Genomic DNA, 13,076 nt, shown 5'->3' with positions numbered 1-13,076 from the left:
TGATTAAAAGATGACAAAGTTGCTTATTTCTTTTCACATTTGTTAGGGACTTTCATTATTTTAAGTAGATAAAATAAACCAACGAACAAAAATATAACTCCTAAAAAATTCAATACAATATTTTTAAGTAATTCATCTTTTACTGTAATATTTAAAAAGAAAGAACCAACCAGCACAATAAACAAACTCAATACAATTTTCAGTAATTTCATTAAATTTCCCTCCTATAAAATCACTTGTTAGTTTAATTTATTTTCCTTTTCTATATATAATTTATATATCATATTTATAGTCTTTTAAAGAAAGGCGTATAATCATGAAAAAATTTCTAAACCTTACAGCTTTAATACTACTAGTAATATTTACTCTCAATCTCCCCTCAGCTAATGCAGAAGTATCATCAAATAATAAAAGATTTATTTTAACTGACTCTGCAACAAAAGAAAGTTTCTTCGTAACAATAAATACTGATAACGGCATAAAAACGGTGATTGTAGACGACGGAAACACAACTGAAAACATTGTCTACGATACTAAAAAAAATGAAATGTTTTTAAACGGTGAAAAACTTTCAGATGAAATAGTAAATTCTTTAAAAAAATTTGCTGAAATTGAAAATGAGCATACATCAATCAATAACCATCAATCTATTCACTTGCAAAACAATAATCCAACACCTTTATCAGTTGATCAAGGTGCTGGATTTGGTACATCATGGGTTTATGAATTTACAGATTATGGACAAATTAATGTATTTGGCTTAACTAAAGCTGCACTAATAGGTGTCCTCGCAGCCATACTTACAAAAAATGTAATAGTAGGTGTTCTAGCTTCTATAGCAACTGCCATTTTTTCTTCAGTCTCTTCTGAAAGAGGCAGTGTATATTATAAGCACATCAGATATACAAAACCACACGAACAGTTTCCCTTACTATATAAAAGATATAAAGAAGAGGTATATTTTTACAAATACTCACAATATACAGGGCTAATAAGACATGAAACAATCTATCATTAACACAATAAAAGGTTATTATTAGAAACAATAAAATTTTCAACAAAAATTCTCAATAATTAAGTTATTTGTAAAACACTAATCCTAACCATACAAAAAGAGCCATCTCAACCTCAGTTGAGAATGGCTCTTTTAACTATTTATTAAACAGTAGGTTCGTCAGTTCCCCATTGTTTTTTCTCTTTTTTGCGTAATTGACCATCTGATTTTTTCATCTCACGCACTTTTAGTGAGTACCAGATTTGGGCTGCAATACAGATTGAAGAATACATACCTGTAATTAAACCAATTAATAACGCAATTGAGAACGTTTCAATTGACGGTGCACCGAAAATAAGGAGCGACACTACTACGATAATTACAGTTAATACCGTATTTACTGAACGTCCCATCGTTTGACGTAACGATTTATTAACAATGTTCGCTAGGACTTCTCGGTCTTGAATTGTATCATATCGCTCTAAGTTTTCTCGCATGCGGTCAAATGTAACAATGGTATCGTTTATGGAGTAACCAACAATTGTCAGTACGGCTGCAATAAACGTAATGTCCACTTCTAAGCGCATAAAACTAAAGACAGCAATAATTAGGAATACGTCATGCAGAAGCGATACAATCGCGCCAATACCCATACGCCATTCAAATCGAATCGCTACATAAATAATGATTCCAAGTGCAGCAAGTGCTAATGCTTTAATCGCATTTTTCACGAGCTCTTTACCGATAGTTGGAGATACAGTACTTACTGCAGGCTCATGACCATAATTCTCGCCCACTACCTTCTTGAATTTTAAAATTTCACTTTGTGATAAGTCATCTTTATAACGGATAACCGCCATTTTATTTTTCTCACCTGAAAGCACAATATCATCAGATGGGAAACCGATGCTAGACACATAGTTTGAAACTTCTTCTTTCGTTAAGGTTTGATCCGCTTCTATTTGCGCTCGCGTACCACTTGAGAAGTCAATCCCAAGATTTAAGCGGAAAATGCCAAGCACAACAATCCCTGCAACAAAAATAGCTAAAGAGATTGTATAGAATTTTTTACGGTTGTGTACAAAGTCAAAACGATCAAATTTCGTTGATAAATCTAATGTACCAATTTTTTCATCCAAGCTATGTTGTTTAGATTTTGGTATACCAAACCATGCCGGATTATTGAAGTAACCGCTGTTTACGAGTAACCCTAGTAGCACACGAGAACCCCAAACAGCTGTTAGGAAGCTTAGTAAAATACTAATGATTAATGTTGTTGCAAATCCTTTAACAGAGCTTGTCCCGAAGTAGAATAGCACGGCTGCTGCTAATAATGTTGTTAGTTGCGCATCGACAATCGCTGATAACGATTGTTTAGAACCAATCTGGAATGCTTGTTTTACTGAATAACCAACACGTAGCTCTTCCCGAATACGTTCTGCTGCTAGGATATTCGCATCTACTGCCATCCCTATTCCGAGCACGATCGCTGCAATACCTGGCAATGTTAACACGGCATTAATCCAATCGAACACAACAAGAACTAGGAATGTGAATATCGCAAGTGTAATAATCGAAATAAAGCCTGGTAAACGGTAGTAGAATAGCATAAATAGGAAAATAACTACTACGCCTACAATACCTGCAAATATTGTGCTTTTTAATGCTTGGTCACCAAATTGTGCGCCAACTGATGTAGAGTAAATCTCATCAAGTTTCACAGGAAGTGCCCCTGCATTTAAAATACCCGCTAAATTTTTTGTTTCGTCAACTGTAAAGCTACCACTAATCATGACATCTGTTGTATTTAACGTTTGACTTACTGTTGCTGCAGATGCATAACGAGGTTTCGATTTTTGCGATTCTGTTTTATAAGAATCAACACCTTCTTCAAAGTCTAACCATACAACAAGTAAATTTTGGCCTTGTGGTTTGGCAGCAATTTTACTCGTAATATCCGCAAATTTTTTCGCATCTTTTAATGTTAGCGAAACAATTGGACGGTTTTGTTGGTCGAAGGAAGCTGACGCACCATCAGCCTTTAAATCATCACCATCTAAAAGTAAATTATCATCGACATCGCGGAATGTTAAATTCGCAGAAGTAGATAACATTTTACGAGCAGATTCTTGGTCTTCAACCCCCGCTAATTGCACACGAATACGGTTTTTGTCTTCAACCTGAATGCTTGGTTCACTTACCCCAATTGCATTGACACGGTTACTAAGAGCTGTTGCCGTTGCGGTTACAACCTCAGGTGTGATTTTTTGTCCTTCTTTTAATTCATTGACCTCATAAAGTACCTCAAACCCGCCTTGTAAATCAAGACCAAGCTTAATGTCCTTTAAGACGCCTTCTACAGTCGTACTCATGGAAGCTGCAAATAGCACCAAAAGTAGCACGAATGCAACAATTCGACTTCTTAATTTCATCTATAAATCCTCCTCGAATTAGTGCAAGGGCATCCCTTACACTGCAAACAAGTATACTAGCAATACCTTTTGAAACGTATATTCCTCCTTTTCCTTAGAATAATTGTAGCTCGTGCTTCAAAAGGGTTGCTTTGCTTTACTTATTTCAATCGTTCAATAACGCGCAAATCCCGTACTAATAGAAGATGCGTCTTCCATTTCATTATGAATAGTAAGCGGAACATGTATGTAGGGAAATCAAATTCCTTACAACTTTTTACAGCCTTTTTTTCGATATGGCTTGTACAAAGTAAAAAAGCGCAACACACTCATTATGAAACACGTTGCGCTTGGTGTCAATTCAACACTGTAGTATTCTTATTAATCTTTTACAGAACCGACATATTCTTCTTGTGTTTTTAATGGACCAAGCAATGATTTTAGTTCATCTGTGTTTATTTCTGCAAACCAATCAGAACTTTGTAAAAATTCTACTTGGTTGAATGATACAATATCGGACGGTGATACTGCAAAAATAGTAGCAATAATTTCATATAAACGTAATTGCTCTACATTTTTTTTTCGCCATTTTTTTTCTACGCAAAAACGCCATAATTCCTCTGCTGTAATTGCATCATAATTATAATACTTAAATTCTGCAATCTTACTATCAATTGCCGGACGAATTTTTTCAAATAGTTGTGCATGTTGCATACTCATTTTGAATCATCTCCAATCAAAGTTGTATCGTAAGAAGTGTTTGCATACAAATAGTGTAAATGAATTTTTGTGGCTTGAGAAGGGACGGATGGCATGAGTTCTTTTGTAAGAGGTACACTATTTTTAATGTTTGTGATTTTCTTATCTAAACTCTTTGGCTTCTTTTATAGAATGCAGTTTATGCGTATCGCTGGTGAAGAGGCAGTCGGCATTTATATGACCGCCTATCCTGCATTTATTTTCTTCATCTCACTCATTCAACTTGGACTACCTATCGCTGTAGCAAAAATTGTAGCTGAATTACTAGCAAAAAATAAACGCGAAAGCATTTTTGGCGTAATGCGTACGGCAATCATTTGGTCATTTATTGGTATGATTGTTTTTATGCCACTCGTTGCACTGACAATACCTTATATCTCTACAACGCTGTTACATAATGAACAAACAACGATTACACTTTGGATTGCACTCTTCGCTGTACCTGTTTCGGTTGGTTCAGGTTTACTCCGCGCCTACTTACAGGGTGTAGCTAAAATTACACCAACTGCTTGGGCTCAAATGCTTGAACAAATTGTTCGAATCGGGTTTATTACCTTCATGTTACCACTTGTTGCTGCTTATAATAATGCAGCAATCACTGCAGCTTCTGCAATGGGTATTACGCTTTTAGCAGAAGTAGTTGCTTTCTTGTATTTATGGTTGCACTATACCGTTTCAAAGAAAAAATTATTGCCAAGAAAAAGCAAAGTGGAATCCTATCCTGCTTCACCTATGTTGCGGGTTGCCGTACCCTCAGCAGGTAGTAAGCTATTTGGCTCTTTCACTTGGTTTTTAGAGCCTATTATCTTTTTAAAGGCATTAACAATGGCAGGCTTGACAGCTTCTGCTGCGACTATATTATATGGGGTTATTTCAGGTGTTTTAGTACCCTTGCTATTATTCCCAGCCTTTGTATCCACAGCACTATCCATTGTCCTTATTCCGGCAGTGAGTGATGCAGTCGCTCGGCAACATAACGCTCTTTTACAGGAACGTATTTCTGTTTCCTTGCGCTTATCTTCATTGGTCGGTTGCTTCGCTGCTACGTATTTTTTCGTTCACGGTGATGACTTAGCCATGAAATTATTTCACTTAGAAGAAAATAGAGGCTATGTGAAAATTTTAGCACCAATTTTTTATTTTTATTATATTCAAAGTCCATTACATTCGATTTTACAAGCGGTTGGTGAAGCGCGTGCCGCGATGATGAATTCGATATACGGAGGCCTCGGCAAACTATTCGTTATGTTTGTACTGGCCTCTCAACCTGGGATACAAGAAAAAGGTGCTGTTGTAGCAATTGGCTTTGGTGTTTTGCTAACATCATTCTTGCATATTGCTACGGTAAGACAACGTAAAAATTTACGCGCAGGCTTCCGTATGTTTGTTGTACCTTATAGTTGTTTTATTATGGTTTGTATTGCCCAATATTTCTTCATGCAAATTATGCCACTACCATTGCTTTTAAGTAGCTGTGTTACATTATTTTTATTATTTACGCTATTATTAATGACCAATCAATTACGCTTTACAGATTTCCACTATATACGTAAATTAGCCAAGAAGGTTTAAAATTCCTTTAATTGAATATGAAGTCGCTCGTCTTCCCATATACAGAAGAACACCGTACTACTATCCAGAATATTATTTTTAGCTAACTCAGTCATTAACCATTCTTCATCTTTATGAATAATCTTTAAATGCCTATCTTGAATATCTCCATCAATGATAAGTGGATAGATAAATGCCTTCTCATCCTTTTTATAAACAGAAAGGTTGCCAGAAGGCTCTAAGTAAGCAAAAGCAATTTCCGTAACAGAAGCGATGCCATTTTCTCGTATTTGTTGACATAGATCATCCAAATTATAGCGCTGTTTCCTCATTTCGCTTTCTTGGATAATCCCATCCTTTACGAGCAATGCTGGTTCACCGTCAACTAAATCACGTATTTTTTTATTTTTTAACGATAAATAAGCACTCAATATTTGAATAAAGAGCAAAATAATAATCGGTAATATAGCATTAAATAACGGGTTATCGTAATCATCAAGTGCAAAGGCAGCAACTTCCGCAATTAATACGAACACGACTAAGTCGATAACAGATAATTCACCGACTTCACGTTTACCCATTAAACGGAAAACGATAAGTATAAACACATATAAAAAGCATGTTCTAAAAATTATTGTTAAATATTCTTCCATACAGACACCCCCATCTATATCAAGGTGACCGTATCAGTTACTTTTTATACAAAAAAAGCTGTGTCAAAAATACACATTTCGACATAGCTTGAAAAATTACAAAGGCGTTGTCCAAAAATTATTTGGGACAACGCCTTATAACATTATACTTGGTCATTTACGACACGTCCAATTGCTTGACGGTCAAATTTAACGCGAACATTATCAGCGATAACTAAAGTGACAGCTGTGTCCTCAATTGAGTCGATAACACCATGCAAGCCACCGATTGTAATAATTTTATCGCCGCGCTGTAAGCTACTTTGCATATTTTGTGTTTCTTGCTGTCTCTTTTTAGCAGGACGGATTAAAATGAACCACATTGCCACGAACATTAGAATGATCGGTGCAAAACCTAATATTGATTCCATATTCAAATTGCTAGCCCCCTTTCCAAATCTCACTTTTTTAGTATAGACTATTTCACCCTAAAAAAGCGATGAACAAGCCCAAAATTTTTCTATATTAATAATAGTTTTTCTATATTAGGTAAATTTTCGCTAAGTTACATTCCAGTATTAGAAGTTTTTAGCATTCGGCCCATTAAAACCATACTTCTCGAAAAATTCTTCACGGAAATCTCCTAGGCGATCCTCACGAATAGCATCACGCACTTGCTCCATAAGCTTCAGTAAAAAATGTAAGTTATGGTAAGAAGTTAAACGAATACCGAATGTCTCTTCTGTACGAATTAAATGACGCACATATGCGCGAGAATAGTTTTTACATGTGTAGCAATCACAGTTTGGATCGATTGGACCGAAATCACGTGCATATTTTGCATTTTTCACGACTAAACGGCCTTCAGACGTCATTAATGTTCCATTACGTGCAATTCGAGTTGGTAGTACACAGTCAAACATATCAATTCCTCGAATAGCGCCGTCAATAAGAGAATCTGGAGATCCAACTCCCATTAAATAACGTGGCTTATTAGTTGGCATTAACGGTGTCGTAAACTCTAACACTCGGTTCATCACATCTTTAGGTTCGCCCACTGATAAGCCTCCTATTGCATAACCAGGAAAATCAAGCTCTACTAGCGCTTCCGCAGAGCGACGACGTAATTCCTCGAATTCCCCACCTTGAATAATACCGAATAAGCCTTGATCTTCTGGACGAGCATGCGCTTCCTTGCATCGCTTTGCCCAACGTGTCGTTCTATCTACTGATTTCAGCATATAGTCATATGTCGCTGGGTAAGGTGGACATTCATCAAATGCCATCATAATATCTGAACCTAAATCATTTTGAATTTCCATTGCCTTTTCTGGACTTAAAAACAGCTTATCTCCATTTAAATGATTACGGAAATGGACACCTTCTTCTTCAATTTTACGGAATTGGCTCAATGAAAACACTTGGAAGCCACCTGAATCCGTTAAAATTGGGCGATCCCAGTTCATAAATTTATGCAAGCCACCTGCTTCTTTGACAATATCATTACCTGGACGAAGCCATAAATGGTACGTATTTGAAAGAATAATGCCCGCATTCATTTCTTTTAATTCCTCAGGAGACATCGTTTTAACCGTCGCTTGAGTCCCCACAGGCATAAATGCTGGTGTTTCAAAAGAGCCATGTGGTGTGTGCACAATACCTAGTCGTGCTCCTGTTTGCTTACATGTATGAAGTAGTTCATACCGAATTGCTGGTTGTGTCATAAAATAATAAATCCTCTCTTATCTAAAGTAAAAACAGTACTCCGATTTTTTGATTCTTCTCATAGAAGAATCCATGTTAACATTCAACTGCCTAAATGTTTATAAAACATTATTTACGAATTGTACTCGGACGTATAAACATTGCGTCTCCAAAGCTAAAGAAGCGATATTTTTCTTCTACCGCTTGATTATATGCGCTTAAAATCGTATCCTTTGTCGCAAGTGTACTAACGAGCATTACTAATGTCGATTTCGGTAAATGGAAGTTTGTAATTAACCCATCTACTACCGTAAATTTATAGCCTGGATAAATAAAGATAGATGTCCAACCTTGCTCTGCACGTACTTCTCCATACTTAGAGCCGATTGTTTCGAGCGTACGAGTAGATGTCGTACCAACAGCTATCACATTACCACCATTTGCTTTCACTCGGTTGATTGTAGCAGCTGCTTCTTCTGTTACACTATAAAATTCAGCATGCATTTCATGATTTTCTATAGAGTCCACACTCACTGGACGGAATGTGCCAAGACCAACATGTAGCGTTATAAAAACAATTTCCACACCTTTTGCACGAACTTGTTCTAATAGTTCCTGCGTAAAATGAAGACCTGCTGTTGGGGCTGCTGCCGAGCCACGCTCTTTCGCATATACAGTTTGATAACGTTCACTGTCATCTAGTTTTTCGCGAATATAAGGAGGCAATGGCATTTCTCCAAGTTGCTCTAAAATTTCATAAAAAATACCGTCGTATTTAAATACAAACATGCGGCCACCATGATCTAGTTCAGCTGTACAAGTAGCCGTTAGTAAACCGTCTCCAAATGTTACAACTGTCCCCACTTTAACACGCTTTGCTGGCTTTACAAGTGTTTCCCATTCATCAGTACCTGCTGTTTGCTTTAATAGCAATACTTCGATATGTGCGCCAGTTTCCTCTTTCACACCCATTAAACGTGCTGGTAATACTCTTGTATCATTTAAAACAAGACAGTCTCCAGCATGAAGCTCTTCTAATATATGAGCAAAATGCTGATGCTCAACTTTTTCTGAACCTGGTGTCACGACCATTAAACGACTTGCCGTACGATCGACAAGTGGCGTTTGTGCGATGAGCTCCTCTGGTAATTCAAAATCAAAATCTTCTACACGCATTAAAAAAACTTCCTTCTTTTATGATTGTTGTGGATAATCATATCCAAAATGTTCGTAAGCAAGATGCGTTGCAACACGTCCACGCGGTGTACGTTGAATAAAGCCTATTTGCATTAAATAAGGCTCGTACACATCTTCTATCGTCACTCGTTCTTCACCTATGGAGGCAGCAAGTGTATCTAAGCCTACTGGGCCACCACGGAAGCGCTCAATCATATTGGTCACAAGTTTATGGTCAATATGGTCAAGCCCTCTAGGGTCAACCTGTAAAAGTTCTAGCGCTTGCTTGGCAAGGTCCTCCGTTATCATACCATCTCCAAGCACTTGTGCATAATCTCGCACTCGTTTAAGTAAACGGTTTGCGATACGAGGTGTACCACGAGAGCGCCTTGCCATTTCACCTGCGGCTATTTGTTCTATATTGACGTCAAATAAATGTGCGCTCCTAACTACAATTTCAGCTAGTGATATATCATCGTAAAATTCAAGACGAAGCAAGACACCGAATCGATCTCGGAGTGGCGCTGACAACGCCCCCGCTCTTGTAGTTGCTCCCACAAGTGTAAAGGGTGGCAAATCTAGACGGACAGAACGTGCTTCAGGGCCTTTTCCAACAACGATGTCTAAACAAAAGTCCTCCATTGCAGGATATAGTACCTCTTCAATGGCACGAGGAAGACGATGAATTTCATCAATAAATAAAACATCTCCTGGTTCCAGTGAGCTTAAAATCGCGGCTAAATCTCCTGGACGTTCAATGGCAGGACCACTCGTCATACGAACATTAACATTCATTTCATTTGCAATAATCGCGGCTAATGTCGTCTTTCCCAATCCAGGAGGACCATATAATAGTACATGATCCAAACTTTCCTGCCGAAGCTTCGCCGCTTCAATGAAAATTTGTAAGTTCTCTTTAACCTTATGCTGCCCAATATATTGAGCTAATCGTTGCGGTCTTAAAGATAATTCAAATTGTTCATCATAACTGCCTGCTTCACTTGCTATCATGCGCTCTGACATGTACGTGCCCCCCTTTCATTATTTTAACTTTAGTAGAAGCTGTAATGCCTGTTTCATATAGGCATCTGTTGTTTCCAGCTTGTCATTATCTTCAAGAAGCGGTCGGATTTTATCAAGTTCTTTTTCCGAATAGCCAAGCGCCATTAATGCTAGAATGGCTTCTTCGAGTTCATGCTTATACGGATTAACGCCAAATAACGGTAATTCATCCTCAGTGCTAGGCAACTCAATTGAGTCCATTAATGAACCAAGTTTGCCTTTTAAATCTAGAATCATTTGGCGTGCTGTCTTTTTGCCCACACCAGGAAATTTCACTAAAAATGCTTCGTCTTCTCGTTCGATGGCACTGATGACTTGTTGTGGGTTGCCAGTCGCTAAAATCGCAAGCGCACCTTTTGGTCCAATGCCTGATACTAAAATTAATTTACGGAACAGCTCTCGTTGATCTAAATTCGGAAAGCCATATAGCATTTGTGCATCTTCTCGAACATGTAGATGTACATAAATTTGTTGTTCGACAGCGGACGCACGAAATGCAAATGGATTAGGTGTATTCAACTGCCAGCCAATCCCTTGTTGCTCAAGCACAATATACTCAGGCGTAATACGCACTACTTGTCCTTTTAAATAATCATACATGTAAAATCCCTCACATTCATCGTCTTCGATTATAGCATATAGCGAACGAATGCTCGACTATATAAATGGCGATAGTACCGTTCACATGCAAAAATGACCGCCTCGGGGACGGTCATTTCTTCATCACTCTATCAATATCGTACCACAGTTTTGGCCAGTATGTTAGGGCTCGCTTCGTAAACGGTATTAAATAATCTAAAAATACTAGCTGTTGTTCTAATGGCAAATCTACAGCAAAAAGCCACTCTCTCAATAACTCATTTGGAAACTTTAAACGATGTAACTTTCTCATATCTAATCGTTGGAGGTCTGGTAATTCGTTTAAAATACTATCAATATTATAATCTACTGCTGGCAATACACGATGCAGCCATAATATATATTCATCATCGGCTTCACCAAGATGAGCAAGATCAAAATCGATTAAACGTAATTCTCCATCTGAACACCATAAGAAATTATGATGTACAACATCACCATGTAGCAACGTAAGATCTTTTTCTGGCACATTTTCTTGTTCCATTAACTGCAAAGCCTTTTCACTAAAATGAATGATTTGATCCACTTCTTCTCTCGTTAAAAATGTTCTGAATTCATTTCGTCTACTTTTAAAACGGATATGACGCATTTGCCATTTTAATAGCTGTGAGAAGGTATACAGACCTGGCACTCGTTGCCACGCAATTTTTTGATTTGTATCATGTAACGTATTTAATAGCTTTAAAGATTGTTCTCTATCTTTTTTATGTGCGAAATTCGCACTGTGGCTTCCCTCTTGCCACATTTGAACGATAAGTTGCTCATCATCACTTTTTACTAAAGGCAGGACGAGGGAGGGCTCTATTCGCCCAAGTTGGCGATGAATGACCCTCACCTTATCTGCTATTTCTAACTGCTTTGCTCGTTTCACAAAATAATGATTGGATCGATATTTATACTTCCAAATATTCGGCTTTACTTCCTCAACAATGTACGCTTTTTTACCATCGATAAGGCGTCATCCCGCCTGGGAAAAAGTTCGGTGAAACCCATGGTCCAGTTGAAGGACATGGTGGCGGGCATGGCGGTGGGCAGTGACCATGGTCATATTGCCAATTCGGCATCATTACTGGTTGTGAACCACATCCACAGGATTGGCCCATTCCATGTTGTGCACCGCATCCGCAAGTTTGACCCATTCCGTGCTGTGCGCCACATCCGCAAGTTTGACCCATTCCGTGTTGTGCGCCACAACCACAAGTTTGACCCATCGGCATCATTGGCATCTGCTCAAATTGAGGCTGCATTTGTGGCTCATTAAAGAATGGTGATGAGCTCGATTCTAAGAAATTCGCACCTTCTACATATGTTGGCATTGGCTGTTGCGGCATAGCATATGGCATTTGTTGCTGTGGCATTGCATATGCATCTATTTGTGGATGCATTGGCATATGCCACCACATTTGATGATGCATTGGCTGATGGCAGCTAGAACAATGAGGTACCATTGGCATATGTGGTACCATATGAACTGGCGGTGGTGCTGGTGCTGGTGCTGGCGGTGGTGGTGGCGGCGGTGCTGGTTGTGCTACTGGTGGTGGTGGGGGTGCTGGTTGTTGCACTTGCGGCATTACTAATTGTTGATTCCAGCTAAGTTCTACTGGCTGAGGCACCCACATCGGTTGCTGTTGTTGTGGCATCGGCATTGGCATTGGAAACGGTATTGGAATCATCTGTGGTTCTGGCATAGGCATCGGTGCTGGTGGTTGAATAACAATAGGTGGTGGCACTGGCATCGGTCTTTGCACCTCTTTTTTAACACTTTCCTTAGGCTTTGTTTGAGTTGGCATCTCTTTATGCATTTGTGTTTCCTTATGTGTTTCTTTTTGTGTTTCCTTATGTGTTCCTTTATGTGGTTCCATGTTTATTTTTTCAGGCAAAATAATTTCCATGCCCGGAACAATATAATCAGGGTTGGCAAGATGAGCATTGAGTCGTTTTAAATCCTCAAACGAAATACCGTACTCTTTCGCAATCTTCCACAATGTATCTCCCTTTTGAACAATATGAATACGCAATTTTTTCCTCCCTTCCTCTCTACGTATCATATGTTCAATGTTTCATTTGGATACAAAAAATTACGCATGGTGGAAATGCTTCATGGTACACTAATGCTTAAGGAATAACTATTCCTTTATTACATGGCAG

13 protein-coding genes are annotated in these 13,076 nt (G+C 38.2%); 2 read left to right on the top strand and 11 right to left on the bottom strand.

Going from position 1 to position 13,076, the window contains the following annotated elements; translation table 11 throughout:
- Positions 1-23: 23 nt before the first annotated feature.
- The gene (locus JNUCC52_RS20750) at positions 24-212 is read right to left on the bottom strand and encodes a hypothetical protein (protein WP_172772191.1); all 189 of its coding nucleotides are present in this window, start codon (positions 210-212) and stop codon (positions 24-26) included.
- A 104-nt stretch (positions 213-316) separates the two neighbouring features.
- On the opposite strand from JNUCC52_RS20750, the gene JNUCC52_RS20745 reads away from it, so the two are divergent.
- A complete protein-coding gene (locus JNUCC52_RS20745; RefSeq protein WP_337980710.1) occupies positions 317-1,018 on the top strand; it encodes a hypothetical protein in 702 nt (233 codons plus the stop codon).
- 140 nt (positions 1,019-1,158) lie between these two features.
- On the opposite strand, the gene secDF is transcribed toward JNUCC52_RS20745, so the two are convergent.
- A complete protein-coding gene (gene secDF / locus JNUCC52_RS20740; RefSeq protein WP_337980709.1) occupies positions 1,159-3,426 on the bottom strand; it encodes a protein translocase subunit SecDF in 2,268 nt (755 codons plus the stop codon).
- A 360-nt stretch (positions 3,427-3,786) separates the two neighbouring features.
- Positions 3,787-4,125 (bottom strand): post-transcriptional regulator, encoded by a 339-nt coding sequence (locus tag JNUCC52_RS20735; RefSeq protein WP_172772195.1) that lies wholly within the window; start codon positions 4,123-4,125, stop codon positions 3,787-3,789.
- 93 nt (positions 4,126-4,218) lie between these two features.
- On the opposite strand from JNUCC52_RS20735, the gene JNUCC52_RS20730 reads away from it, so the two are divergent.
- Entirely contained in the window at positions 4,219-5,736 is a 1,518-nt protein-coding gene (locus JNUCC52_RS20730; protein ID WP_172772196.1) for a putative polysaccharide biosynthesis protein, read from the top strand.
- Here JNUCC52_RS20730 and JNUCC52_RS20725 read toward each other — a convergent pair.
- The 8 genes from JNUCC52_RS20725 to JNUCC52_RS20690 all read right to left on the bottom strand — a co-directional run bounded on the left by JNUCC52_RS20725 (position 5,733) and on the right by JNUCC52_RS20690 (position 12,946).
- Positions 5,733-6,368, bottom strand: a complete 636-nt coding sequence (locus tag JNUCC52_RS20725) for a DUF421 domain-containing protein (RefSeq protein WP_172772197.1) — start codon at positions 6,366-6,368, stop codon at positions 5,733-5,735. The genes JNUCC52_RS20730 and JNUCC52_RS20725 overlap by 4 nt on opposite strands.
- A gap of 143 nt (positions 6,369-6,511) precedes the next feature.
- The gene (gene yajC, locus JNUCC52_RS20720) at positions 6,512-6,778 is read right to left on the bottom strand and encodes a preprotein translocase subunit YajC (protein ID WP_173477661.1); all 267 of its coding nucleotides are present in this window, start codon (positions 6,776-6,778) and stop codon (positions 6,512-6,514) included.
- A 147-nt stretch (positions 6,779-6,925) separates the two neighbouring features.
- The gene (gene tgt, locus JNUCC52_RS20715; protein ID WP_172772198.1) at positions 6,926-8,071 is read right to left on the bottom strand and encodes a tRNA guanosine(34) transglycosylase Tgt; all 1,146 of its coding nucleotides are present in this window, start codon (positions 8,069-8,071) and stop codon (positions 6,926-6,928) included.
- Between the two features lie 109 nt (positions 8,072-8,180).
- The gene (gene queA, locus JNUCC52_RS20710) at positions 8,181-9,227 is read right to left on the bottom strand and encodes a tRNA preQ1(34) S-adenosylmethionine ribosyltransferase-isomerase QueA (protein WP_139860362.1); all 1,047 of its coding nucleotides are present in this window, start codon (positions 9,225-9,227) and stop codon (positions 8,181-8,183) included.
- Between the two features lie 18 nt (positions 9,228-9,245).
- Positions 9,246-10,250, bottom strand: a complete 1,005-nt coding sequence (gene ruvB / locus JNUCC52_RS20705) for a Holliday junction branch migration DNA helicase RuvB (protein ID WP_139860360.1) — start codon at positions 10,248-10,250, stop codon at positions 9,246-9,248.
- Between the two features lie 18 nt (positions 10,251-10,268).
- Positions 10,269-10,889 carry a Holliday junction branch migration protein RuvA gene (gene ruvA / locus JNUCC52_RS20700; protein WP_139860358.1) on the bottom strand — a complete coding sequence of 207 codons (621 nt, stop codon included), beginning with the start codon at positions 10,887-10,889 and terminating at the stop codon, positions 10,269-10,271.
- Positions 10,890-11,001: 112 nt separating this feature from the next.
- A complete protein-coding gene (locus JNUCC52_RS20695; RefSeq protein WP_172772199.1) occupies positions 11,002-11,799 on the bottom strand; it encodes a phosphotransferase in 798 nt (265 codons plus the stop codon).
- Between the two features lie 70 nt (positions 11,800-11,869).
- Entirely contained in the window at positions 11,870-12,946 is a 1,077-nt protein-coding gene (locus JNUCC52_RS20690; protein ID WP_172772200.1) for a LysM peptidoglycan-binding domain-containing protein, read from the bottom strand.
- Positions 12,947-13,076 lie beyond the last annotated feature (130 nt).

Origin of the sequence: Lysinibacillus sp. JNUCC-52 (genome assembly GCF_015999545.1) — a bacterium.
Taxonomy (GTDB): Bacteria; Bacillota; Bacilli; order Bacillales_A; family Planococcaceae; genus Lysinibacillus.
Note: the sequence above shows the minus strand (reverse complement) of the source record. Positions and strands in the feature narration are given on the sequence as shown.

Bases quoted from the DNA above. Each gene is read 5' to 3' on its own strand.
- JNUCC52_RS20750 (WP_172772191.1), bottom strand. From the start codon at position 212: ATGAAATTACTGAAAATTGTATTGAGTTTGTTTATTGTGCTGGTTGGT.
- JNUCC52_RS20745 (WP_337980710.1), top strand. From the start codon at position 317: ATGAAAAAATTTCTAAACCTTACAGCTTTAATACTACTAGTAATATTT.
- secDF (WP_337980709.1), bottom strand. From the start codon at position 3,426: ATGAAATTAAGAAGTCGAATTGTTGCATTCGTGCTACTTTTGGTGCTA.
- JNUCC52_RS20735 (WP_172772195.1), bottom strand. From the start codon at position 4,125: ATGAGTATGCAACATGCACAACTATTTGAAAAAATTCGTCCGGCAATT.
- JNUCC52_RS20730 (WP_172772196.1), top strand. From the start codon at position 4,219: ATGAGTTCTTTTGTAAGAGGTACACTATTTTTAATGTTTGTGATTTTC.
- JNUCC52_RS20725 (WP_172772197.1), bottom strand. From the start codon at position 6,368: ATGGAAGAATATTTAACAATAATTTTTAGAACATGCTTTTTATATGTG.
- yajC (WP_173477661.1), bottom strand. From the start codon at position 6,778: ATGGAATCAATATTAGGTTTTGCACCGATCATTCTAATGTTCGTGGCA.
- tgt (WP_172772198.1), bottom strand. From the start codon at position 8,071: ATGACACAACCAGCAATTCGGTATGAACTACTTCATACATGTAAGCAA.
- queA (WP_139860362.1), bottom strand. From the start codon at position 9,227: ATGCGTGTAGAAGATTTTGATTTTGAATTACCAGAGGAGCTCATCGCA.
- ruvB (WP_139860360.1), bottom strand. From the start codon at position 10,250: ATGTCAGAGCGCATGATAGCAAGTGAAGCAGGCAGTTATGATGAACAA.
- ruvA (WP_139860358.1), bottom strand. From the start codon at position 10,889: ATGTATGATTATTTAAAAGGACAAGTAGTGCGTATTACGCCTGAGTAT.